The sequence below is a fragment of the Nocardioides pacificus genome (assembly GCF_054775955.1).
Window position 1 is genome coordinate 74183 of the sequence record NZ_BAAHCI010000015.1, and the last position, 22246, is coordinate 96428.

Sequence of the window (22246 nt, forward strand, 5' to 3'; positions counted from 1 at the left end):
AACCTCTTGTACGCTTCATGGGAGTCGGCCGGAGGTGCCGCACGGCGGATGAGGAGTCGGTGGGTGTTGCGCGAGGACAAGCTGGGTCCCGAGGTGGGGCCGCTGCTGCGCACGATGCGGCAGGCGAAGGGGTTGAGCCTGCGCGGTCTCGCGGAGCTCGCCGGCGTGAGTGCGGCGACGCTGAGCCAGATCGAGACCGGCAAGGCCGGCGCCCGCCCGGCGCGAGTGGTCCAGCTGGCCCGCGCACTCGACGTGGATCCCGCTGAGCTGTCACCCGAGCTGGCCGGCCAGCACGTCGGCGAGCACCCCCCGGCAGTGGACCCTCGGGACTGGCGCACCTTCCCGCCGCTGGCCTACGACCCCGCCCTCCTGGCAGCGCTCCAGTCGTTCACGATGACCGGCTACCACGGAGCCTCCGTGCGAGACATCGCGCGGCGCTGCGGGCTGTCCGTGCCGGGCCTCTACCACTACTACCCGAGCAAGCAGGCGATGCTCAACACGCTCTTCGAGCACGCGATGGAGGACCTCCTCGCCCGAGGGGAGGCGGCTCGGGCCGAGGGCACGGGCCCGGTCGAGCGGTTCTCGCTGCTGGTCGAGGCGCTCACCCTCTTCCACGCCCACCGCCGCGAGCTGGCCTTCCTCGGCACGAGCGAGCTGCGCAGCCTGGCTCCGCGTGAGCGGCGGCGCCACGCCGCGCTGCGCACGGCCCAGCAGCAGCTCTTCGACGACGAGGTCGAGAACGGCGTGCGGGAGGGTCTGTTCCGGACTCCGGTGCCGCACGAGGCCGCCCGCGCCGTGGTGACGATGTGCGTGGCGGTGGCGAACTGGTATCGCTCAGGCGGGCCGCTCACCCCGGAGGAGATCGCGACGCAGTACGTCCAGTTCTCGCTCGGCATCGTGGGGTACCGGCCGTGACCCAGGTCGACGACACCCTTCTCGGGGGCGCCTGGCGCTCGTCGGTGCAACTCGAGCTCAGCCCGATCCTGCTCGCGGCGCTCGACGCCTTCAACGAGCACGGCTACCACGGCACGACCGTGCGCGACATCGCCCGCCGGGTCGGGGTGACGGTGCCGGCGCTGTACTACCACCACGCCAACAAGGAGGACATCCTCCACACGCTCCAGATGCTCTCGATCGACCGGCTGGCGGGGCTGTGCCGTGCCGCGGTCGTCGACGCCGGGGACGACACCGAGCAGCGCCTGCTCAACCTGATCGAGGCGCTGGTGCGCTACATGGCGCACAGCACCAAGCTGGCGGCGCTCGACAGTGAGATCAGGTCGCTGAGCGCCGAGCGGCGCGCTGCCTACGTCGAGCGCCGACGCGAGGTCGAGCAGCTGCTCGTCGAGGCGGTTCAGGCGGGGATGGACGCCGGGCACTTCGACGTACGCTCCGCGCGCGACACCGCTCGGGCCCTCATCGGGATGGTCCAGGCGATCGCCGTCTGGTACCACCCCGAGGGAGAGGTCTCCCCGGCGGCGCTGGCGCGCAAGTACGCCGAGATCGCGGCGCACACGGTGGGAGCGTCACCGGATCTGGTGCGCCGCCTGCGTGACGACAACAAGGGAGCTGGACATGACGAGTGAGCTTTTCGACCTGACCGGGCGCGGCGTCGTCGTGACCGGGGGAGGGTCCGGGATCGGACTGGCGATGGCCCGGGGGCTCGCCGGTGCCGGCGCCGCCGTCTCGCTGTGGGGCCGCACGGAGGCGAAGGTCCGCGGCGCGGCGGAGGCCCTGGTCGCCGAGGGCCTCACCGCCCACGCGCAGCGCGTCGACGTCTCGCAGGAGGACGAGGTGCGCACCGGCATGCGGGAGGCCGCCCGGCTGCTCGGCTCCCTCGACGTCGTGGTCGTCAACGCCGGCGTGGGACTGCCGCTCGCGAAGCTGGTCGATTCGACCACCGAGGACTACCGCACGACCTTGGCGACGAACCTCGACGGCGCGTTCTGGACCATGCGTGAGGCCGCCGCGGTGATGACCGAGCAGGCCGCGGAGGACGGCGCCGCCGCCCGTGGCAGGTCGATCATCGCCGTCGCCAGCCTCGCCGCGATCGAGGGAGCGGGCCGCAACCACGCGTACGGCGCGACGAAGGCGGCGCTCACCGCACTGGTGCGCTCCTCGGCCGTCGAGCTGGGCCGCTCGGGGATCCGGGTCAACGCCGTGCTGCCCGGGTGGATCGCCACCGACATGACCGTCGCGGCCCAGGACTCCTCGGCCTTCGCGGACCGGGTGCTCACCCGGGTGCCGACGCGGCGCTGGGGGCAGCCGGAGGACTTCGCCGGCATCGCCGTCTACCTCGCCAGCGACGCCTCGTCGTACCAGACCGGGAGCACCGTCGTCATCGACGGCGGCTACAGCGTCTTCTGAGTGGCCGGGCGTTCCCCCCACCCAGACCTCGGTCGTGTGCCTGAGCGCGCGCCGGGGCGCGGTCTCGGGCACACGACCCGGGTCGGTGGGGGCACTGGCTAGGGTGCAGGAGTGAGTGAGGACTGGTTCGCGCGGCGGACGCACCGCTGGCAGGACTGGTCCCTCGAGGACCTGATGCAGGCCAAGGCCGGCACCGGCGTCAGCCTGGTCGTGCCGGCGCGCAACGAGGGCGCCACCGTCGGCGACGTGGTGACCCGGGTCCGCGAGCGGCTCGTCGACACCGTCGGGCTGCTCGACGAGATCGTGGTCATCGACTCCGACTCCACCGACGACACCTACGCCGTCGCGACCGACGCGGGCGCCGTCGTGCACCGCGCCTCCGAGATCCGCCCCGACCTGGGCTGGATGCCGGGCAAGGGCGAGGCGATGTGGAAGTCGCTGTTCGTCACCTCCGGCGACGTGCTGGTGTTCATGGACGCCGACCTGCTCGACTGGGACTCCCACTTCGTCCCCGGCCTGCTCGGCCCGCTGCTGACCACGCCGGAGGTGGCGCTGGTCAAGGGCTTCTACGAGCGCCCGATGCTCGAGACCGCTGCGCAGGCCCCGGCCTCCGCGGCGTACGAGGGCGGGCGGGTCACCGAGCTCGTCGCCCGACCGCTGATCGCGCTGCTCTTCCCCGAGCTGGCCGGGCTGGTGCAGCCGCTGGCCGGCGAGTGGGCGGTGCGGCGCTCGCTCTTCGAGTCGCTGCACGTGCCGACGGGGTACGCCGTGGAGCTGGCCGCGCTGATCGACACGGCGCGCGGCCCCGGGCTCGACGCGATCGCGCAGGTCGACCTCGGCCGGCGCGCGCACCGCCACCAGGCGCTGCAGGACCTCGGCGCGATGGCCACCCAGATCATCGCCGCCGCCCAGCGGCGCGCCGGGGCGCACGGTCACAACACCGTCTTGCTGCAGCAGTTCGGCCACGCGCGCGGCGACGACGGGGCGATCGCGCCACTGGTGCGCGACGTCGGCACGGGGGAGCGGCCGCCCGCCGGCGCGTTGCCGGGGGGCACTGGATCACGGGGAGCCGGGTCGCGGCCGGGTCGTGTGCCTGGCGACGCGCCGGAGCGCGCCCTCGGGCACACGACCGGGGGATCGGCATCGGGATCGGGGGCGACGGCATGACGCTGCGGCTGGGGCGCCATGAGTTCGCCGACGACGCCACGATCATGATGGCGATCGTCAACCGGACCCCTGACTCGTTCTATGACAAGGGCGCGACCTGGGCCGAGGACAAGGCCTTCGAGCGGGTCGCGCACGTCGTGGCCCAGGGCGCCGAGATGGTCGACATCGGCGGGATCAAGGCCGCGCCCGGCGCCGAGATCGACGAGGCGGAGGAGCGCGGCCGCGTCGTGGACTTCGTGGCGCGGGTGCGCGAGGCCTTCCCCGACCTGGTGATCTCCGTCGACACCTGGCGCGCCTCCGTCGGCCGCGCGGCCTGCGAGGCCGGGGCCGACGTGCTCAACGACGCCTGGGGCGGCGCCGACCCCGAGCTCGTCGACGTGGCGGCCGAGCACGGCGCCGCGATCATCTGCACCCACACCGGCGGGGTGACGCCGCGGACCCGCCCGCACCGGATGGAGTACGACGACGTGGTCGCGGCCGCGATCGCCGACACCGTCGCCTACGCCGAGCGCGCGATCGCAGCGGGCGTGCACCCGGACTCGGTGGTGATCGACCCGGCCCACGACTTCGGCAAGAACACCTTCCACTCCCTCGAGCTCACCCGCCGGCTCGGCGAGATGGTCGCGACCGGCTGGCCGGTGCTGGTGTCGCTGTCCAACAAGGACTTCGTCGGCGAGACCCTCGACCTGCCCGTCGGCGAGCGGCTCACCGGCACGCTGGCCGCCACCGCCGTCTGCGCACTCGCCGGGGCGCGGATCTATCGCGTGCACGAGGTCGTCGAGACCCGGCAGACCGTGGACATGGTGTGGACGATCGCCGGGCGTCGGCCACCCGCCCGGGCGATCCGGGGGCTGGCATGAGCCGCCCGTGCCCGAGGTGGGCGGCATGACCGCCCGCGTCGTCGTCGTCCCGTCCGCGCTGGCCCTGCTCGCGTCGTACGCCAGCCTCACCGACCCGGTCGCCGAGATGCGCGCGGCCGCCGTCGACGCGGTCGCGTGGCTGACCGGCCAGGGGGTCTCCCGGGTGGTCGTGCTCGGAGCCGCGCCGGACCCGGTCAGCGTTGCGCACGGTGTCACCGAGCCGCTGTCGATGCGGGTGGCGCGCTCGCTGCTCGCAGATGCGGGGTATGCCGGCGAGATCATCGAGGCGACCCAGCCCGGCACGCTGCTCGACATCACCGACGCCGAAGTACTGGTCGTCGCCGACGGCTCCGCTCGGCGCGGTGAGAAGGCGCCGGGGCACCTGGACGAGCGGGCGTTCGCGTTCGACGAGGCGATCGGGTCGGCCCTGGCGCGGGCCGACGTGGAGGTGCTCCGTGATATCGACGAGGTGCTCGGGGCCGAGCTGCTGGCGGGCGGCGTCCCCGCGCTGCGGACGCTGGGGCGCGTGGTGACCGGGCGGTGCGAGGCCGAGGTGGTGTGGGCCGGCGACCCTTACGGCGTGCAGTGGTGGGTGGTGCGGTGGCAGTGCGTGTCCTGATCCCCGCGGGCGCGGACCCCGACCTCGCCACGCTCTACGCGACCCCGCCGCGCTCCCCGTGGCTGCGGGTCAACATGGTCTCCACCGTCGACGGTGCGGCGACCGGCGCCGACGGGCACTCCGGGTCGATCAACAACGCCGCCGACAAGCGGGTCTTCGACGCGCTGCGGGTGATGGCGGACGCGGTCGTGGTGGGGGCGGGTACGGCGCGGGCCGAGGGCTACGGGCCGGGCGCCACGCCGATCGTCGTGGTCAGCGGGCGGGGCGAGGTCCCCGAGACGCTGCGCGGCGCACCCGCGGGCGCCGTACTCCTGGCGACCTGTGCCGGCGCCCCCGGCCTGGCCGCCGCCCGCGCCGAGCTCGGGGACGAGCACGTCCTGGTCACCGGCGACGGCGCCGTCGACCTGCCGGGGCTCGTCGCCGCGCTGCACGACCGCGGCCTGCGCCAGCTGCTCGGCGAAGGCGGGCCGACGCTGCTCGGCGACCTGCTTGCGGCCGGCCTCGTCGACGAGCTGTGCGCCACGGTGGTCCCGAGCCTGGTGGGCGGGGTCCATCCGCGGATCACGACCGGCCCGGCGCTCGACGTACCCCTCACCCTGCACACGCTCCTCGAGCACGACGGCACCCTGCTCGCGCGCTGGCTGGTTGGCAGGCACGTCTAGCGTTGGGGGCATGAGTCAGGTCGCGCCGGCCCGTCGCCGCAACGCCGCGTGGGGCACGGCCATGCGCGTGATCCTCGGGTTCGTCGCGCTGCTGTGGGCGCTCGAGCTCCTCGACACGCTGCTCGACAACCGGATGGACGGGCTCGGGGTGCGCCCGCGCTCCGACGAGGGGCTGGCGGGGATCCTGTTCGCGCCGCTGCTGCACGTCGGGTGGGGGCATCTCGCGGGCAACACCGTGCCGCTGCTGGTGCTCGGCTTCCTGATCCTACTGTCGGGAGTCCAGCACTGGGCCGTGGTGACCGCGACGATCTGGCTGATCGGCGGCGCCGGCGTGTGGCTGACCGCCGACCCGTGGACGATCCACCTCGGGGCGTCCGTGCTGGTCTTCGGGTGGCTGGTGCACCTCCTGCTGCGCGGGCTGTTCACGCGCCGGCCGGGGCAGATCGCGCTGGGCGTGCTGGTGCTGGTGGCGTACGGCGGGCTGCTGTGGGGCGTGCTGCCCGGCCAGCCCGGGGTGTCGTGGCAGGGACACCTGTTCGGCGCGCTCGGTGGCGGGCTCGCCGCGTGGTGGACGCGCAACGACTGACTCCCCGAAACAATGCGACGTAATGGCTGGAGAACCGGCCCGATCGCAGCCAATACGTCGCATCATATCGGGCGGGGCCGGGCGGGGCCGCTCAGTCGTCCAGGCCCCGGGCGGCCAGCGCGTCGCCGAGCGCGTCGGCGCGGCGCAGCGCCCCGACGATGAGGGGTACGGCGAACGCCCGCGGGCTCGCGCTCAGCCCCCGGGCGCGCTGGGCGTCGCGCACCTCCTCGGCGAGCTCGACCACGATCGGGACGGCACGGATGCCGAGCATCAGCAGCAGCCCGACCCGCTCCGCGTTGACGCCGAGCGGGCGCAGCGGACGGCAGATCGCGACCACCACGTCGACCAGGGCGGTGGTGCGCGTGGTGAGCGTGACGAGGTTGGCGAGCAGCACGAGCACGACGATCACGCCGACCACCACCGCGGCCCGCTCCCAACCGTTCACGATCACGTGGAAGGCGCCCAGCGGCAGCGAGAACCACAGCACCGGCTTGAGCAGCCGCAGCCCGACCCGCCACGGCGAGCGCGCCACGACGTACCCCACCAGCACGACCAGCAGCGCCACCCCCACCTGCGCGGAGGTGTCGAGGAAGATCGAGCCGATGCCCGCGAGCACCATCGCGCCGAGCTTCACGCCCGCCGGCAGCCGGTGCAGCACCGAGCCACCCGGCTGGTAGAGCCCGATCGTGCTCATCCCATCAGCGCCCGGTAGTGCGCGACCGCCTCGCCGGGCAGCCCGTCGAAGACCAGCCGCGACTCGTCGAAGACGAGCACCCGGTCGAAGTCGGCGAGCAGCTCGAGGTGGTGGGTGACCAGCACGACCTGCTGGCTCAGCCCCGCGACGACCTCGGAGACGCGCCGCGCGTTGCGCAGGTCGAGCAGCGTCGTCGGCTCGTCCATCACCAGCAGGTCCGGCTCGGTGACCAGCACCGACGCCAGCGCAAGCAGCTGCTTCTGCCCGCCGGAGAGGAGGTGGGCGGGGTGGTCGCCGAAGCCGGCGAGGCCGTACGACGTGAGGGCGGCGGCCACCTTGGCGGCGATCTGGTCCTTGCTCAGCCCACGGCGACGCAGGCCGAAGCCGATGTCCTCGCCGACCGTCGGCATCACGATCTGGGCGTCGGGGTCGGTGAAGCAGAACCCGACCCGCTTGCGCACCGCCTTGCCGTCCTTGGCGGTGTCGAGGCCGTCGAGGCGCACGCTGCCGGCGCTCGGCACGATCAGCCCGTTGAGCATCCGGGCGAAGGTCGACTTGCCCGACCCGTTGGCTCCGACGACGCCGATGCGGTGCTCGGTGAGGGTCACGTCGAGGTCGCGTACGACGAAGCGCGGCGTGCCCGTGCCCGGGTAGGAGTGCGAGACGCCCGCGACCTCGATCAGCACGACTCCACCACCATCGCCACGCCCTGGCCGCCGCCGACGGCGATGCCGGCCAGCCCGATCCGACCGGGGGCCCCGCGGGTCACCAGCTGGGAGAAGAGTCGCGTCACCAGCACCGCGCCGGACGCGCCCCACGGGTGGCCCAGCGCGAGCGCCCCGCCCTCGGGGCAGACCCGGCCGGGGTCCAGGCCGAGCGCGTCGCAGCAGGCGAGGACCTGGCCGGCGAAGGCCTCGTTGAGCTCGACCACGTCGACGTCGTCCAGGGTGAGTCCGGCGCGGCTGAGCGCGAGCCGGGCGGCGGGGACGATGCCGATGCCGGGGCGGGTGGGGTCGACGCCGGCGGTGGCCGTGGCGAGGACGCGCAGGCCGGGGAGGCGTCGGCGGGGGGCGCTGGCGTCCGGGGACGTCCGGCCGAGGCGCTCGTGGGCCGCGGCGTCGACGACGACCACCGCGGCGGCCCCGTCGCTGATGCCGCACGAGTTGCCGGCGGTCACCGTGCCGCCCTCGCGGAAGGCCGGGCGCAGGCGGGCGAGACGCTCCACGCCGAGGCCCGCGCGGGGCCGGTCGTCGAGCGCGACGCCGGCGACGGGGAGCATCTCGTCATAGGCGCCGGAGTCGCGCGCGGCCATCGCCAGCGCGTGGGAGCGCGCGGCGTATGCGTCCTGGCGCGCCCGGCTCACGTCGTACTCCTCGGCGAGCAGGTCGGCGGCCAGACCCATGTCGGGGTCGCCGAGCTCGGCGGGAGCGAAGGGGGCACGCTCGTAGCGGACCGGCTCCGCGTCGGGCGTCGCCGGCGGCCACGAGCGCCAGGGGGCCGTGGAGGCCGACTCGACGCCGCCGGCCAGCACGACCTGCGCGCCGCCGCGGACCATCGCGACCGCGACGTCGATCGCGGCCAGACCGCTGCCGCACTGGCGGTCGACGGTGAGCGCGGGGACGGTGACGGGGAGGCCGGCGGCCAGGGAGGCCACGCGCGCGACGTCGCCGCCGGGGCCCATGCAGTTGCCGAGCACCACGTCGTCGATCTGCGCCGGGTCGAGACCGGTGCGCTCGACGAGGGCGGCGAGCACGGGGGCGGCGAGCCCGGCGGCGTCGATGCCGGCGAGCGAGCGGCCGGCGGTGCCGATCGGGGTACGCAGAGCGGCGACGATCACGGGAGCGTCTGGGGAGGCGGAGGTCATGGCAGGGCCACGCTAGTGCGCCTCACACCAGCGGCTGCGCGGCACCCGGCGTGACGACCAGCCGGGCGAGCGCCTCGCGGTCGACCTTGCCGGCGGTGGAGGAGGGGAGCCGCTCGAGGTGATACCAGCGGCGGGGCTGCTGACCGGGCGACAGCTCGGCGCGCGCCACGGTCCGCAGCGTCGCGAAGTCGTCGGCCCGGGTGAGGACGGCGGTGACGACCTCGCCGAGCTCGGGGTGCGGCGTACCCACCACCACGACCTGGCCGCTGGCCTGGCCGCGCAGGACCTGCTCGATGTCGGAGACCTGGACGGTCACGCCGGAGGTGGTGATGCCGCCGGCGCGGCCGTGGACCTCGACCCTGCCCCCAAACTCGTCGTCGACCAGCGCGCCGCGGTCGCCGACCGTGGCCCAGCCGTCGGCGTCGGTGCGCAGCGGGCCGGTGCTGCCCCGATGGAAGTGGGCCCGGCGGGAGTTGGTGCGGTGCGCGCCGGGGCGCCGCCCGCCGGGCTCCAGGTAGCCCTTCGCGAGGTACGGCGAGCGCACCCACAGCTCGCCGTCGCGCACCTCGACCTCGACGCCCGGGAACGCCCGCAGCTCGCCCGCGTGCGGACCCCAGGCGACGAACGACAGCTCGGCCGCGCCGTAGTAGTGCTGCACCCGCGCGCCGGCCGCGACCGCTTCGTCGTACGTCGCGCGGTCGAGGCTGTCGCCGGCCACCAGCACGCTCACGCCGGCCAGCGCGGCGCGGCTGGAGAAGAGGAGTCCGCGCAGCGCGGTGGGGGTGAGCTGGGCGTGCGTGGCCTCGTCGAGGGCCGGGACCAGCGCGGCGCCGGCCCACGCGGCGTGGACGGCGGCGAAGAGGTTCATGCTCGCGGTGACCGGGCCGGGCACCCAGACCCGGCTCTCCGCGGCTAGGCCGGTGAGGTCGGCGACGACGGGGAAGGAGTCGGTCCAGGAGCGGGTGGTGCGTACGACGTGGCGCGGCTGCGTCGAGGTGCCGGACGTCGCGAGGACGACGTCGCGGCCGTCGCGATCGGCGTCGAGGAAGGCCTGGACCGGGTCGGCGGCGAGGAGCACCTCGACCGGAGGCGGCGCGGTCGTGGCGGTCACGTGGTCAGGCGGCGGGCTTCGCGGCTGTGCTGGCTGGGCTGGCCGAGCGGCGCTCGCGGATCAGGCCGGGGTAGGCGGCGTGCACCCCGCGCGCGACGATGCCGGTGATGATGGCCTTGGCGATGTCGCCGGGGATGAAGACCCAGGCGGCGACCAGCGCGGCCCACAGGCTGGTGTCGGTGCGGATCGCGGTGCCGGGGACGCCGAACGCGTAGAGCACGACGACGCCGCCGAGGAGGTTGGCGGCGATGCCGGTCCACAGCCGGTACGGCGCGCCGGCGACCTGGGTCAGCCACCCGATGACGAACGCGGCGATCGGCCAGCCGAGGAGGTAGCCGACGCTCGGGCCCGCGAAGACCCCCAGCCCGCCACGCCCACCGGCGAGCAGCGGCAGCCCGATGGCGACGAGCGCCAGGAAGAGGACGACCGCCATCGTCGCGCGGCGCGGGCCGAGCAGCGCGCCGGCCAGCATGATCCCCATCGACTGCGCGGTGATCGGCACGCTCCCGCCGAGCGGCGTGATCGCCGGGATCACGCCGAGCGCCGCGATGACGCCCGCGAAGATCGCGACCAGCGCGAGGTCGCGCCCGGCGCTCGCGGGGGCCGGGGCGTTCGTCGTACCAGGGGTGTTGCGGGTGGAGAGCTTCACAGCTGACGTCCTCAGGGGGAGTCGGGCGGCAGGGTCGTCTGAGTGTAGGTCCGCCAGCCGACACCGCCATGTGAGTTCCACCACCCGCCCGCCCACCCCGCCGAGTCGGCGCAGTTTCACCGCCGAGTCGGCGCAACTTCACCGCCGAGTCGGCGCAAGTTGTCAGGTGGCCCGTCAGAAACTCTCGGCACCCGCTGGACCCGCTGAGCGAGAGTGGCTGTGTGACCCGCACCTCACGTCGTACCCTGACAGTGTGACTGTCAACGACGCCCCCGCCGCAGCCCCGGCGCCCCTCACCTTCCCCGAGCTGATGGACCAGCGCTGGAGCTGCCGCGCGTTCCTCGCCGACGAGGTCCCCGACGAGCAGCTGACGCAGATGTTCGCGCTCGCCCAGCGCACGGCGTCGTGGTGCAACACCCAGCCGTGGCAGGTCCACGTCACGACCGGCGAGGCGACGCAGCGCTTCTCGAAGAGCCTCACCGAGCACGTGCTGGCCAGCCCGCAGACCTCGGACCTGCCGATGCCGACGGGCTATTCCGGCGTCTATCAGGAGCGGCGTCGCGAGGGTGGCTACGCGCTCTATGCGAGCCTCGGGATCGACCGCGCCGACGGCGACGCGCGGCTGGTGCAGATGCTGAAGAACTACACGTTCTTCGGCGCCCCGCACGTCGCGGTGATCACCACCGACCGCGAGCAGGGGGTGTACGGCGCGATCGACTGCGGTGGCTACGTCGCCAACCTGATGCACGCCGCGCACACGCTCGGGATCGCGACCGTCCCGCAGGCGGCGATCGCGATGTACTCCGACCACGTCCGCGAGTTCCTCGAGCTGCCCGAGGACCGGATGGTGGTGTGCGCCGTCTCGTTCGGGTACGCCGACCTCGAGGACCCGGTCAACGCGTTCCGTACGACGCGCGCGGACGTGGCCGACGTGGTGACGGTCCTCCGGGCCTGACCCAGATCCCAGCCCCCTCCCCGCCGAGTCGGCGCAACTTCACCGCCGAGTCGGCGCAACTTCACGCCGTACCTGCCCTCGCCGGCGAAATTGCGCCGACTGGGCTGACAAATTGCGCCGACTGGGGGGTGAAGATGCGCCGACTGGGGGGTGAAACTGCGCCGACTCGGGGGTGGGCGGGGGACTAGGGTGCTGGCGTGACTTCGCCTGATACCTCTGCTGAGCCTCCCGCCTCTGCTGAGCCCACGCCCGCCTCCTCCTCTGCCTCCTCGTCCGATGCAGCCGCCGAGCTGCTGATCACCCGGCGCGACCGGGTGGTGGAGGTGGTGTTCAACCGGCCGGCGCGGCACAACGCGTTCACCAAGGCGATGTATGCCGAGCTGCGCGCGCTCTGCGAGGAGCTGCACGAGGACCCGTCGGTACGGGTGCTGGTGCTGCGCGGGGCCGGAGGGCGGGCCTTCGCGGCGGGCAACGAGATCACCGACTTCGTCGAGGCGGACGCGGTGGCCTACGAGGGGTCGATCCGCGAGCTGCTGCGGGCGCTGTTCGAGCTGCCGCAGGTGACGATCGCGGCCGTCGAGGGCGTGTGCGTGGGCGGCGGGCTCGCGGTCGCGACGCACTGCGACCTGCGAATCGCGACGGAGGGCTCGCGCTTCGGCTATCCCATCGCGCGCACGCTCGGCAACGCGCTGTCGGCGTCGGTCGTCTATCGCTGTGCCGCGGTCTTCGGCGAGTCCCTGACCCGGGAGATGCTGCTGACCTCGCGGCTGACGACCGCCGACCGGGCCTACGCCGTGGGCGCGCTCCTGTCCGTCGTACCCGCCGACGAGCTCACCGCCGAGGTCGACGCCGTCGTCGAGGGCCTGCTCACCGCCTCCGGCGTCACCCTGCGCGCCACCAAGGAGCAGCTGACCGCCCGCGCCCGCGTCCTCGAGGCCGAGCCGGCCGGTGACGACGAGTTGCTGCGCGCGGTCTACACCGGCGACGACTTCGCCGAGGGTGTGCGGGCGTTCGTGGCCAAGGAGAAGCCGACGTTCGCCCGGTGACGCGGTTTGGCCGGGCTCGCCGCGCGGTAGGTACTGCCGCGTGACCCGCCGGCTGCTCGTCGTACTCCTCCTGCTTCTCCTCACCCCCGCGTTCCCGGCGGCCGCCGCGACCGACTACGTCGCCGAGGCCGCCGCCGCGCTGGCCGACGGCCCGGTCCACCTCAGCGACGACAGCGGCGCGATCACCCCCGCGCAGGTCGACGTGCTCGAGGAGCGGATCGACGGCTGGCGCGACGACGTGTACGTCGTGGTGGTCCCGGCCGCCGCGCTCTCCGCGATGCCCGGCGGCAGCGACCCGGCGCAGGCGATGGCGTTCGTCGACGGGGTGGCCGACGAGGTGGGCCGCGACGGCGTGTACGTCGTGAGCTTCAGCGGAGCGGGGACCTACGGCGCGGCCTACGGCACCGACGACAGGGTCGGCCCGATCGTCGCCGAGGAGGTCGACGAGCACACCCTCGGGCAGGTCGACCAGATCCTCCACGGGGTGCTCGACGGGCTCGGCGCTCCCGGTGGGGAGGGCGGCTTCCCGTGGGGGTGGGTGCTGGTCGTCGTCATCCTCGGGGCCTGCGCCGGGGGCATCGTGGCGTGGTGGGCGCTGTCGCGGGCCGGCGCTCGGACCGGCGCTCGGACTGGCGCTCGGTCGAGCCGGCAGCCCAGCGAGGACGAGCGCTGGGCCGGCCCCGCCGACTACCGCCCGGCGTTCGCCGTACACGACGACGAGCACGACACTGTCGAGGAGCGCGCCGCGCTGGCCCGCGAGGACGTCACCCGCCTCGGCGAGGAGATCGACCGCGAGGACCTCCCGACCACCGACCCGGCGGTCGCCGCGCACGTCGGGGCCGGGCTGGACGCCTACTACGACGCCTCGCGCCGCGTCGACGCGCTGACCACCGACGAGGGGCTGCGCCAGATCGGCGAGGTCGTGGAGTACGCCCGCTGGCAGCTCGCCTGCGCGCGCGCCCGGCTCTCGGGGGATCCGCCGCCGCCGCGCCGGGTGCCGTGCTTCGTCGACCCCGCCCATGGGATCTCCGTGACCGACGCCCGCTGGGCGCCACCCGGCGGTGTCGAGCGCCCCGTCCCTGTCTGCCGCACCTGCCTCGATCGGATCACCGGATGAGAGTCACCGCATGAAGATCACCGCATGAGAATCAACCTGGCCAACGTCGTCGCCCCGGCCTTCGTGGTGCTGATCCTGGCGTTCGTCGCGCTCGGGAACTGCTCCGGCCCGGAGACCTCGGAGGGCCCGACGCTGGGCCCCCGCAACGGCGGCGCCGCGGACCGCTACCTCGACGACGTGGCGATCGAGCTCGCGCGGCCAGGGGTGTACGTCGATCCCGCGGTCATCGAGGCAAACGACCTGAGTGCTGCGGAGGCTGCGGAGCTCGACGACGCGGCGGCCGACACCGCCGGCCCGGTGCGGATCGCCGTGCTACCGGCCGAGTCGCTCGTCATCGACAACCCCGTCGAGTGGGCCAACCAGGAGGACAACCTCGTCTATCCCCCCGAGGAGCTGGTCGCGCAGGTCTACGACCGGGTCGGCGTCGACGGGACCTACGCCGTACTCGTCGCCGCCGACAGCCCGGAGAGCAGCCGGTCGTTCACGGCCTACCAGTTCGCCGAGGAGCGGCCGTTCTTCCAGGTCGAGGACGCGCTCGACAGCGCCGTCGACTGCTGCGCGCCCGTCTATGCGCCGATGCTGGAGCGGTTCATCGCCGAGGCCGGCGAGGAGGAGGCCAACCTCTGGGCCTGGGCGGCGTGGATCGGCGGGGCCGGTGCCGCGGGCGCGGGCGGGTACGGCGGGCTGCGGTGGTGGCGCCGGCGTCGTACCCAGCAGCAGGCCGACGCCGCCATCGCCGACGCCTGGCGCGAGCCCCTCAACGAGGAGGTCATCGAGCTCTCCGCGACGATCTCCGCACTGCCGCCCGCGCCCGCCGACTCCGACGAGGCACGTCGCTCGCGCACGATCCTGGACCTCATCGAAGGAGCCCGGCAGCGACTCGACACGCTGGCCACCTCCGCCGACGTGGAGGGGGTCGTCACCCGGCTGGCCGACGCCCGCTACGAGCTGACGGTCCTCGACGCGCTGCGCCACGGCCGGCCCGTGCCGCCTCGCACACCGCCCTGCTTCTTCGATCCGCGCCACGGGCCCAGCGTCGACACCCACGCGTTCACGCCCTCGCGCGGCACCGAGCGGGAAGTGCCGGTGTGCGTCGACTGCCGGGCGCAGGTCGAGGCCAAACGGATCCCGACGACGCGGACGGTGAGGATCGACGGCGATCGGCGGTTCTACTGGGACCTCGGGCGTGCCAGCCGGCCCTACCTCAACGGGTACTGGCAGCGCGACCGGTTCGCCGACCCGGCCGCCGAGCGGGTGCGTCGGGCCGACGACAAGGACTTCCGCTCGTCGTCCCCGACCGCCGCGCCGACGGCGCCGAAGCAGCGCAAGACGGTGTCGTTCGTGTGGGAGTCGGGGTCGTCCGGATCGGGGTCGTCCGGGTCGGGGTCCTCCGGGCGGGGGTCGACCTCGTCGCGGCGGCGGAGCTCGGGTGGCGGGTCGAGCCGGCGGTCGTCGCGGAGGTCGGGCGGGAGTCGGCGGTTCTGAGCGCGCGGTGGTTGAGGAGCGAGCGCCAGCGAGCGTCTCGAGACCCCGCCGTGGTGCCCCGACCGGCGGGTAACTGGAGATCTTCACGCACCAGGTGCGTGAACTCCTCCAGTTACTTGCTGGTCGGGGGTCTCGACGTCGGTTGGTCTCGACGTCGGTTGCTGCGCAACCTGCTCGACCAGCGAGTGGGGTCTCGACGTCGGTTGCTGCGCAACCTGCTCGACCAACGGGTGGTCAGGCGGTGGCGATGTCTCCGTGGGCCTGGCGCAGCTCGCGCTTGAGGATCTTGCCGGAGGGGTTCTTCGGCAGGGCGTCGGTCACCACGACGTACTTGGGAGTCTTGTAGCCCGCCAGCACCGAGTGGCAGTGGGCGATCACGTCTTCCTCGCTCAGCGTCGCGCCCGGCTTGGGTACGACGACCGCGGCGACCGCCTCGACCCAGCGGGGGTGGCTGACGCCGAAGACCGCGACCTCGGCGACGTCGGCGAGGCCGTAGATCGCCTCCTCGACCTCGCGACTGGCGACGTTCTCCCCGCCGGTCTTGATCATGTCCTTCTTGCGGTCGACGACGTAGAGCCGGCCCTCGTCGTCGAGGTAGCCCAGGTCCCCGGAGTGGAACCAGCCGCCGCGGAACGCCTCGGCGGTCTTGGCCTCGTCGTCGTGGTAGCCGAGCGTCGCGTGCGGCGAGCGGTGCACGATCTCGCCGACGGTGCCGGCCGGGACCGGGGCGTCGATGTCGTCGACGATGCGGGTCTCGACGTTGAGCGCGGCGCGGCCCGCGGAGCCGGCGTGGGAGAGCTGCTCGTCGGGGCCGAGGATCGTGGCGAGCGGCGCCATCTCGGTCTGGCCGTAGAAGTTCCACAGGTCGACCTCGGGCAGCCGCTCGCGGATCTCCTTGAGCACCTCGACCGGCATCGCGGACGCGCCGTAGTAGCCCTTGCGCAGGCTCGAGAGGTCCGCGGTCTCGAACTCGGGCGCGCGCAGCAGCCCGATCCACACCGTCGGCGGGGCGAAGAACTTCGTGACCCGCTCGGCCTCGATGGTGCGCAGGATCGCCGCCGGGTCGGGGCCGGGCAGGATCACGCTGGTGGCGCCGAGGTAGACGTCCGGGCCGAGGAAGCAGTCGAGCTGCGCGCAGTGGTAGAGCGGCAGGGTGTGCAGGTCGATGTCGTCGGCGCTCATCGACCCGTCGACGGTGCAGGAGACGTACTGCCACAGCAGTGAGCGGCTCGACAGCTGGGCGCCCTTGGGGCGCGACTCGGTGCCGGAGGTGTACATCAGCCGCAGCGGGTCGTCGTCGGCCACGTGCACCTCGGGCGGGGTGCCCTCGTTGTCGCACCACGCCTGGACGTCGTGCCAGCCGGTCGGCGGGGGCGTCGCGGGGCCGTTGGGCTGGATCACGGCGCGCAGCGAGACCGACCCGCTCGAGGCCGCCATCGCCTGCTCGGCCACCGGCACCAGCGCCGCCTCGACGACGAACGTCGTGGCCCCGCTGTGGTCGAGGATGAACGCGATCTCGTCGCCGCCGAGCATGAAGTTGACCGGCACCAGCACGACCCCGAGGCGGGCCGTGGCGAAGGAGAGTACGGCGAACTGCCAGCAGTTGTGGCTCAACAGCGCGAGCCGGTCGCCCTTGGTCACCCCCTCCGCGTCGAGCGCCGCCGCGACACGGTCGACGACCGCGTCGAGCTCGGCGAAGGTGAGCCGCACGTCGCCGTCGACGATCGCGGTGCGCGTCGGCACCCTGCGCGCCGTACGGCGGGGGAGGTCGCCGAGCGACTGCTGGCGGGCCTGCAGGACGGGTGACGGCTCGGGCATGCGGGCTCCTCGAGGGCGCGGCGTGGCGTGGGTCACGTCCACCCTAGTGGGGGCTGGGACTGCCACAGTGGCGCCATGGACGTAGGGATGACGATGCCGGTGATGGAGCCCGATCTCACCGGAGAGGTGCTGGAGGCGTGGGCGCGGGCGATCGACGAGGGGCCGTTCGCGTCGCTGGCGTTCGGGGAGCGGATGGCCTTCGACAACCCCGAGTCGCTGACGCTGCTCGGCGCGTGCGCCGCCTGGACCCGGCGGGTGCGGCTGGTGACGACCGTGATCGTGCCGCAGCTGCACGACCCGGTGATGCTGGCCAAGGCGCTCGCGACCGGCGACGTGATCAGCGGCGGGCGGCTGACCGTGGGGCTGGGCGTGGGCGGGCGCGACGAGGACTACGCGGCGGTGGGGGCCGACCTGGCGTGGCGGAGCCGGCGGGACACGGCCGAGCGGGTGGCGGTGATGCGGTCGGTCTGGGCGGGTGAGCAGGTCGTGGATGCGTGTCGCCCGGTGGGGCCGCTGCCGGTGCAGCCGGGTGGGCCGCCGTTGCTGATCGGAGCGGTCGGGCCGAAGTCGATCCGCAGCGCCGCCGCGTGGGCCGACGGGATCGCGGGGATCACGATGGACCTCGACATGGGCGTCGTGGAGCGGACCTTCGAGCAGGTGCGGGCGGCGTGGGCCGAGGCCGGGCGGCCGGCGCCGCGGCTGACGACGTCGCTGTGGTTTGCGCTCGACGATGTGCCAGGGGATGGGGTGCCGGGAGAAGGGCGGGCACGGGCGCAGGTGGATCGGCATCTGCGCCGCTACTTCAACTGGATCGACCCCGCGCTGGTCGAGGCGATGCTGCCGACGACCGGGTTCGCGGGGACCGGCGACGAGCTGCTCGCCGTACTCAAGCAGCTGGAGGCGCTGGGCGCCGACGAGGTGCAGCTGATCCCGACGGGATCGGATGTGGAGCAGGTACGGCGGGTGGCGGCGCTGCTGGGTTGAGGGTTGAGCATGCGTGCTCAGGCGGTCCGGGGTGGGCGCGCCGGATGGTGGTGGGGTGACCTCCTCCCTCCTCGTCCTCGCGCGGGTGCCCGGCCCGCTCGTCACCGGCTTCCTGGCGACGCTCGGCTCCCTCGGGCTGGCGTTCGCGGTGATGACCGACTGCACCAACAACTACAGCTGCAGCCCGGCTCACTGCTCGCCGTGTGCGTCCGCGAACTTCCTCGTGACCGGCGGCTGGATCCTGCAGGGCGTCCTGTTCGCGGTCGCGCTGGCCCTGTGGCTGCCGCCGGTGGTGCGGCGGATGCGGGCGCGGACCCTGGCGGTAGTGGCGCTGGTGGTGCCGCTCGTGGCGGTGCTGGCGTTCGGCGGGATCGCGTGGGCGGCGCAGGGGTCGTACTGCCGGCCGGGTCAGGTCGCCGAGGGCTATGAGGACTACTGCGGGACGAGGTAGCGGGACGGGGTAGCGGGACGGGGTAGCGGGGCGACGCCGGCGCCGCGGCGCGTCGTACTGGCCACACGAAACTGTCACTTCCCACGTGAACCTTCGTGTGGGAAGTGACCGTTTCACGAGTTAACTCGTGAAACGAACCGCCCCACGCGCCCCACGCGCCCCACGCGCCCCACGCACCCCACGCACCCCACCCGCCCCATGTCGAGCGCCGAGCGCCGAGCGCCCCACCTCACCCCAGCGCGACCCCGGGGTCGGTCACGATCCGCCCGCCCTGCGCCTTGTCGAGGTGGCGGGCGATGACCATCCGCTGGATCTGGTTGGTGCCCTCGAAGATCTGCATGACCTTGGCCTCGCGCATGTAGCGCTCGACGGGAAAGTCGCGGGTGTAGCCGTAGCCGCCGAGGACCTGGACGGCGTCGGTGGTGACCTTCATGGCGTTGTCGGTGGCGACCATCTTGGCGATGGAGGCCTCGCGGCCGAAGGGGAGGCCGCGGTCCTTGAGGCGGGCCGCGTGCAGGGTCGTGGCGCGGGCGCTCTGGACGGCCGCCTCCATGTCGGAGAGGACGAAGCCGAGGCCCTGGTGGTCGATGATGCGGCGTCCGAAGGTCTCGCGCTCCTGGGCGTAGGCGACCGCGCGGTCCAGCGCGCCCTGGGCCAGGCCGACGGCGACGGCGGCGATGCCGAGGCGGCCGGAGTCGAGGCCGGCCAGCGCGATCTTGAGGCCGTCGCCCTCGGCGCCGAGGCGGCGCTCGACGGGGATCCGCACGTCGTCGAGGCGCATCGTCGCTGTCGTCGAGCCGGTCAGGCCCATCTTGCGCTCGGGGGTGTCCGCGGAGAGGCCGGGCGTGTCCGCGGGGATCAGGAAGCAGGAGATCCCGTTGCGGTCGTCGGAGGTCCGCGCCATCACCTTGTAGAAGTCGGCCTGCCCGCCGTGGGTGGTCCAGGCCTTGGCGCCGTTGAGCACGTACTCGTCGCCCACGAGCCGCGCCGACGTCTTCATCGCCGCGGGGTCGGAGCCGGCGTGCGCCTCGGAGAGGCAGTACGCCCCGAGCAGCTGGCCGCCGAGCATGTCGGGCAGCCACGCGCGCTTCTGCTCCTCGGTGCCCTGGGTGACCAGGCCGAAGCACGACAGCGCGTGCACCGAGACCCCGACGCCGACGCTCGACCAGACCGCGCCGATCTCCTCGAGCACCTGCAGGTAGACCTCGTAGGGCTGCCCGCCCCCGCCGTACTCCTCGGAGTAGGGGAGCCCCAGCAGTCCGGTCTCGCCGAGCATCCGGAAGACGTCGCGCGGGAACGCCTCGTCGGCCTCGGCCTGCGCGGAGCGCGGGGCGAGCTCACGCTCGGCGAGCTCGCGCACCAGGCGGAGCAGGTCGGTGGCCTCGTCGGTGGGCAGCACGCGGCTGGCGGTCATCGGCACCTCGCAGAGGGAGAAGGGGAAGGGAAGCGGCGGAAGGGACAGTGTGGCGCACGTCGCATCATATTGATACTATTGACAGATCCACAGTATCGATTCTGGTACTCACTGTCACCCTGGAGGATCTCGATGACTCCCGACGAGCGCGTCGCCGACCTGCTGGCCACCTTCGACGTCCCCGACCTCTCGGTCGCCGAGCTGCTCTGCGACCGGCACCCGGCCGACGCCGTCGCGTTCACGGTCGTGCAGCCCGACCTCTCCACGCTCGACCTGACGTACGGCGAGATCGGGGAGCGCTCCCGCCGCTTCGCCGCCGCGCTGGCCGCGCGCGGCGTACGCCCCGGGGACCGCGTCGCGACGCTGATGGGCAAGTCGGCCGACCTCGTCACCGCGATCCTCGGCATCTGGCGCGCGGGCGCGGTCCACGTGCCGCTCTTCACCGCGTTCGCGACGCCCGCGATCGCGCTGCGCCTCGACGGCAGCCAGGCGAAGTACGTCGTGTGCGACGCGGGCCAGCGCGCCAAGCTCGAGCCCGGCGAGGACCTCCCCGCCGACCCGGCGTGGCAGGTCATCCAGGCCGGCGGCGAGGCCGAGGGCGGAGACCTCGGCCTGGCCGCGCTGCTCGAGGAGCACGAGCCCGCCGATGCCCCGGACGTCCGCGTCTCCGGCGACGCCGAGTTGGTCCGGCTCTTCACCTCCGGCACCACCGGCACCCCCAAGGGCGTCCCGATCCCGGTCAAGGCGCTGGCGACGTTCGTGGTCTACCTCGAGTACGGCCTGGACGTGACCGCCGAGGACGTCTACTGGAACGCCGCCGACCCCGGCTGGGCCTACGGCCTCTACTACGGCGTCGCCGCGCCGCTTGCCGCCGGGCGGCGCTCGATCCTGCTCCAGGCCGGGTTCACCCCCGCCGTCACCTGGCAGGTCATCGCCGACCTCGGCGTCACCAACCTCGCTGCCGCCCCGACCGTCTTCCGCGCGCTGCGCAGCGCCGACGTGCCCGCTCCCGAGGGCGTCCGGCTGCGCCGCGCGAGCTCCGCCGGCGAGCCGCTGAACCCCGAGGTCGTCAGCTGGGGCGAGCGGGTGCTCGGCTGCCCGATCCACGACACCTACGGCCAGACCGAGCTCGGCATGTCGATCGTCAACGGCTGGCACGACGACGTCCGCGGCGAGCTCAAGGAGGGCTCGATGGGGCGCCCGATGCCCGGCTGGTCGGCCGCCGTGCTGCGCGACGACGCCGACGAGCCCGCGGCGCCCGGCGAGCTCGGCCGGGTCGCGATCGACCTCGCGGCGAGCCCGCTGATGTGGTTCACCGGGTACGTCGACGCGCCGGGCAAGACCGCCGAGCGGTTCAGCCGCGACGGCCGCTGGTACTACACCGGCGACGCCGGCACCCGCGACGCGGACGGCTACATCTTCTTCTCCGCCCGCGACGACGACGTGATCATCATGGCGGGCTACCGGATCGGTCCGTTCGAGGTCGAGAGCGTGCTCGTCGGGGACCCGGACGTCGCCGAGGCGGCCGTGGTCGGCGTGCCCGACGAGCTGCGCGGCGAGGTGATCGAGGCGTTCGTGGTGCTCGCCCCCGGCGTGGAGGCCACCGACGAGCTCACGGACCGGCTGAAGAACCGGGTCAAGACCAAGCTCGCCGCCCACGCCTACCCCCGTGCCGTGCACGTGGTCGACGAGCTGCCGAAGACGCCCAGCGGCAAGATCCAGCGCTTCCAGCTGCGCACCCGGCGCGCCGCCGAGCTCCGCGGCTGATGCCCACCGCGGGAGCGTCGACCCGGGCCCGGCCCCCCGCCCGGCCCGGCCGGCGCCGTACGGCGCGCCAGCTGGACCTGCTCGACCGGCTCGTGGCGCTGATGGCCGCCGAGGGGTTCGCGGCGTTCACTCTCGACGACCTGGCCGAGCGGCTGCGCTGCTCCAAGACGACGCTCTACGCCCTCGCCTCCTCCAAGCAGGAGCTGGTCGTGGAGGTCGCGAAGCAGTACTTCCGCACCGCCGTCGCCGACGTCGAGGCCAAGGTCGCCGCGGTCGACGACCCGGCCGGGCGGGTGGTGGCCTACCTCGAGGCGGTCGCCGCGCAGCTGCAGCCGCTCTCGCGGGAGTTCATGGACGACCTCTCCGACTTCGCGCCCGCCGCCGAGGTCTACCGTCGCAACACCGCCGCCGCCGCCAACCGGACCCGCGAGCTGATCGCCGAGGGGATCGAGGCCGGCGCCTTCCGTGCGGTCAACGCCGCCTTCGTCGCCGAGATGGTCGCGGCCACCATGTTCGGGATCCAGCGCGGCGAGATGTTCCAGCGGCTGGAGATGACCGACTCGGAGGCATACGCCGAGCTCGCGTCGCTCGTCGTACACGCGTTGGCGCCGGGGGCCTGAGAGCCGGCGACAG

At 73.6% G+C, this 22246-nt stretch carries 23 protein-coding genes; 16 read left to right on the forward strand and 7 right to left on the reverse strand.

The window, feature by feature from the left end; genetic code table 11:
- Positions 1–63 precede the first annotated feature (63 nt).
- The 8 genes from ACYU7L_RS18955 to ACYU7L_RS18990 all read left to right on the forward strand — a co-directional run bounded on the left by ACYU7L_RS18955 (position 64) and on the right by ACYU7L_RS18990 (position 6258).
- Complete coding sequence (locus tag ACYU7L_RS18955; protein ID WP_460800019.1) at positions 64–915, forward strand: TetR family transcriptional regulator; 852 nt, start codon at positions 64–66, stop codon at positions 913–915.
- On the forward strand, positions 912–1583 hold the full coding sequence (locus ACYU7L_RS18960) for a TetR/AcrR family transcriptional regulator (RefSeq protein ID WP_460800021.1): 672 nt from the start codon (positions 912–914) through the stop codon (positions 1581–1583). Before ACYU7L_RS18955 ends, ACYU7L_RS18960 begins: the two co-directional genes overlap by 4 nt.
- Entirely contained in the window at positions 1573–2364 is a 792-nt protein-coding gene (locus ACYU7L_RS18965) for an SDR family NAD(P)-dependent oxidoreductase (RefSeq protein ID WP_460800023.1), read from the forward strand. Before ACYU7L_RS18960 ends, ACYU7L_RS18965 begins: the two co-directional genes overlap by 11 nt.
- A 111-nt stretch (positions 2365–2475) precedes the next feature.
- On the forward strand, positions 2476–3531 hold the full coding sequence (locus ACYU7L_RS18970) for a glucosyl-3-phosphoglycerate synthase (RefSeq protein ID WP_460800027.1): 1056 nt from the start codon (positions 2476–2478) through the stop codon (positions 3529–3531).
- On the forward strand, positions 3528–4391 hold the full coding sequence (folP, locus tag ACYU7L_RS18975; RefSeq protein WP_460800029.1) for a dihydropteroate synthase: 864 nt from the start codon (positions 3528–3530) through the stop codon (positions 4389–4391). The genes ACYU7L_RS18970 and folP overlap by 4 nt, the downstream gene beginning before the upstream one ends.
- Before the next feature lie 25 nt (positions 4392–4416).
- Positions 4417–5010, forward strand: a complete 594-nt coding sequence (locus ACYU7L_RS18980; RefSeq protein WP_460800031.1) for a class III extradiol ring-cleavage dioxygenase family protein — start codon at positions 4417–4419, stop codon at positions 5008–5010.
- On the forward strand, positions 4992–5672 hold the full coding sequence (locus ACYU7L_RS18985; RefSeq protein WP_460800034.1) for a dihydrofolate reductase family protein: 681 nt from the start codon (positions 4992–4994) through the stop codon (positions 5670–5672). The genes ACYU7L_RS18980 and ACYU7L_RS18985 overlap by 19 nt, the downstream gene beginning before the upstream one ends.
- A 10-nt stretch (positions 5673–5682) precedes the next feature.
- A complete protein-coding gene (locus ACYU7L_RS18990; protein WP_460800036.1) occupies positions 5683–6258 on the forward strand; it encodes a rhomboid family intramembrane serine protease in 576 nt (191 codons plus the stop codon).
- A gap of 91 nt (positions 6259–6349) precedes the next feature.
- Here ACYU7L_RS18990 and ACYU7L_RS18995 read toward each other — a convergent pair whose 3' ends face one another.
- The 5 genes from ACYU7L_RS18995 to ACYU7L_RS19015 are packed head-to-tail and all read right to left on the reverse strand — an operon-like array spanning position 6350 to position 10576.
- On the reverse strand, positions 6350–6952 hold the full coding sequence (locus ACYU7L_RS18995) for an energy-coupling factor transporter transmembrane component T family protein (RefSeq protein WP_460800039.1): 603 nt from the start codon (positions 6950–6952) through the stop codon (positions 6350–6352).
- Positions 6949–7638 (reverse strand): energy-coupling factor ABC transporter ATP-binding protein, encoded by a 690-nt coding sequence (locus tag ACYU7L_RS19000; protein ID WP_460800041.1) that lies wholly within the window; start codon positions 7636–7638, stop codon positions 6949–6951. The genes ACYU7L_RS18995 and ACYU7L_RS19000 overlap by 4 nt, the downstream gene beginning before the upstream one ends.
- Positions 7632–8816, reverse strand: coding sequence for a thiolase family protein (locus ACYU7L_RS19005; RefSeq protein ID WP_460800043.1), 1185 nt, complete (start codon positions 8814–8816; stop codon positions 7632–7634). The genes ACYU7L_RS19000 and ACYU7L_RS19005 overlap by 7 nt, the downstream gene beginning before the upstream one ends.
- Before the next feature lie 22 nt (positions 8817–8838).
- Positions 8839–9927: an AMP-binding protein gene (locus ACYU7L_RS19010; RefSeq protein ID WP_460800045.1), complete on the reverse strand. Its 1089-nt coding sequence runs from the start codon at positions 9925–9927 to the stop codon at positions 8839–8841.
- 4 nt (positions 9928–9931) lie between these two features.
- Positions 9932–10576 (reverse strand): biotin transporter BioY, encoded by a 645-nt coding sequence (locus ACYU7L_RS19015; RefSeq protein WP_460800047.1) that lies wholly within the window; start codon positions 10574–10576, stop codon positions 9932–9934.
- Positions 10577–10829: 253 nt separating this feature from the next.
- Here ACYU7L_RS19015 and ACYU7L_RS19020 point away from each other — a divergent pair, with 253 nt between their 5' ends.
- The 4 genes from ACYU7L_RS19020 to ACYU7L_RS19035 all read left to right on the forward strand — a co-directional run bounded on the left by ACYU7L_RS19020 (position 10830) and on the right by ACYU7L_RS19035 (position 15179).
- Positions 10830–11531 (forward strand): nitroreductase, encoded by a 702-nt coding sequence (locus ACYU7L_RS19020; RefSeq protein ID WP_460800050.1) that lies wholly within the window; start codon positions 10830–10832, stop codon positions 11529–11531.
- Positions 11532–11728: 197 nt separating this feature from the next.
- Positions 11729–12577, forward strand: a complete 849-nt coding sequence (locus ACYU7L_RS19025) for an enoyl-CoA hydratase-related protein (RefSeq protein WP_460800052.1) — start codon at positions 11729–11731, stop codon at positions 12575–12577.
- 40 nt (positions 12578–12617) lie between these two features.
- The gene (locus ACYU7L_RS19030) at positions 12618–13694 is read left to right on the forward strand and encodes a hypothetical protein (protein ID WP_460800055.1); all 1077 of its coding nucleotides are present in this window, start codon (positions 12618–12620) and stop codon (positions 13692–13694) included.
- Positions 13695–13718: 24 nt separating this feature from the next.
- The gene (locus ACYU7L_RS19035) at positions 13719–15179 is read left to right on the forward strand and encodes a hypothetical protein (protein WP_460800058.1); all 1461 of its coding nucleotides are present in this window, start codon (positions 13719–13721) and stop codon (positions 15177–15179) included.
- Positions 15180–15413: 234 nt separating this feature from the next.
- Here the strand turns inward: ACYU7L_RS19035 and ACYU7L_RS19040 are convergent, their stop codons facing one another.
- Positions 15414–16997, reverse strand: a complete 1584-nt coding sequence (locus ACYU7L_RS19040) for an acyl-CoA synthetase (RefSeq protein ID WP_460800060.1) — start codon at positions 16995–16997, stop codon at positions 15414–15416.
- A gap of 75 nt (positions 16998–17072) precedes the next feature.
- On the opposite strand from ACYU7L_RS19040, the gene ACYU7L_RS19045 reads away from it, so the two are divergent.
- Both ACYU7L_RS19045 and ACYU7L_RS19050 read left to right on the forward strand, forming a co-directional pair.
- Entirely contained in the window at positions 17073–17981 is a 909-nt protein-coding gene (locus ACYU7L_RS19045) for an LLM class flavin-dependent oxidoreductase (protein WP_460800063.1), read from the forward strand.
- A 55-nt stretch (positions 17982–18036) separates the two neighbouring features.
- Positions 18037–18432 carry a hypothetical protein gene (locus tag ACYU7L_RS19050; protein WP_460800066.1) on the forward strand — a complete coding sequence of 132 codons (396 nt, stop codon included), beginning with the start codon at positions 18037–18039 and terminating at the stop codon, positions 18430–18432.
- A 229-nt stretch (positions 18433–18661) separates the two neighbouring features.
- On the opposite strand, the gene ACYU7L_RS19055 is transcribed toward ACYU7L_RS19050, so the two are convergent.
- The gene (locus ACYU7L_RS19055; RefSeq protein WP_460800068.1) at positions 18662–19846 is read right to left on the reverse strand and encodes an acyl-CoA dehydrogenase family protein; all 1185 of its coding nucleotides are present in this window, start codon (positions 19844–19846) and stop codon (positions 18662–18664) included.
- 132 nt (positions 19847–19978) lie between these two features.
- Between ACYU7L_RS19055 and ACYU7L_RS19060 the strand changes: the two genes are divergently transcribed.
- Both ACYU7L_RS19060 and ACYU7L_RS19065 read left to right on the forward strand, forming a co-directional pair.
- Complete coding sequence (locus ACYU7L_RS19060) at positions 19979–21613, forward strand: AMP-binding protein (RefSeq protein ID WP_460800070.1); 1635 nt, start codon at positions 19979–19981, stop codon at positions 21611–21613.
- Complete coding sequence (locus ACYU7L_RS19065) at positions 21613–22233, forward strand: TetR/AcrR family transcriptional regulator (protein WP_460800072.1); 621 nt, start codon at positions 21613–21615, stop codon at positions 22231–22233. The genes ACYU7L_RS19060 and ACYU7L_RS19065 overlap by 1 nt, the downstream gene beginning before the upstream one ends.
- Positions 22234–22246 lie beyond the last annotated feature (13 nt).

Bases quoted from the DNA above. Each gene is read 5' to 3' on its own strand.
- ACYU7L_RS18965 (WP_460800023.1), top strand. From the start codon at position 1,573: ATGACGAGTGAGCTTTTCGACCTGACCGGGCGCGGCGTCGTCGTGACC.
- folP (WP_460800029.1), top strand. From the start codon at position 3,528: ATGACGCTGCGGCTGGGGCGCCATGAGTTCGCCGACGACGCCACGATC.
- ACYU7L_RS18980 (WP_460800031.1), top strand. From the start codon at position 4,417: ATGACCGCCCGCGTCGTCGTCGTCCCGTCCGCGCTGGCCCTGCTCGCG.
- ACYU7L_RS18990 (WP_460800036.1), top strand. From the start codon at position 5,683: ATGAGTCAGGTCGCGCCGGCCCGTCGCCGCAACGCCGCGTGGGGCACG.
- ACYU7L_RS18995 (WP_460800039.1), bottom strand. From the start codon at position 6,952: ATGAGCACGATCGGGCTCTACCAGCCGGGTGGCTCGGTGCTGCACCGG.
- ACYU7L_RS19005 (WP_460800043.1), bottom strand. From the start codon at position 8,816: ATGACCTCCGCCTCCCCAGACGCTCCCGTGATCGTCGCCGCTCTGCGT.
- ACYU7L_RS19035 (WP_460800058.1), top strand. From the start codon at position 13,719: ATGAGAATCAACCTGGCCAACGTCGTCGCCCCGGCCTTCGTGGTGCTG.
- ACYU7L_RS19040 (WP_460800060.1), bottom strand. From the start codon at position 16,997: ATGCCCGAGCCGTCACCCGTCCTGCAGGCCCGCCAGCAGTCGCTCGGC.
- ACYU7L_RS19045 (WP_460800063.1), top strand. From the start codon at position 17,073: ATGGACGTAGGGATGACGATGCCGGTGATGGAGCCCGATCTCACCGGA.
- ACYU7L_RS19055 (WP_460800068.1), bottom strand. From the start codon at position 19,846: ATGACCGCCAGCCGCGTGCTGCCCACCGACGAGGCCACCGACCTGCTC.
- ACYU7L_RS19060 (WP_460800070.1), top strand. From the start codon at position 19,979: ATGACTCCCGACGAGCGCGTCGCCGACCTGCTGGCCACCTTCGACGTC.
- ACYU7L_RS19065 (WP_460800072.1), top strand. From the start codon at position 21,613: ATGCCCACCGCGGGAGCGTCGACCCGGGCCCGGCCCCCCGCCCGGCCC.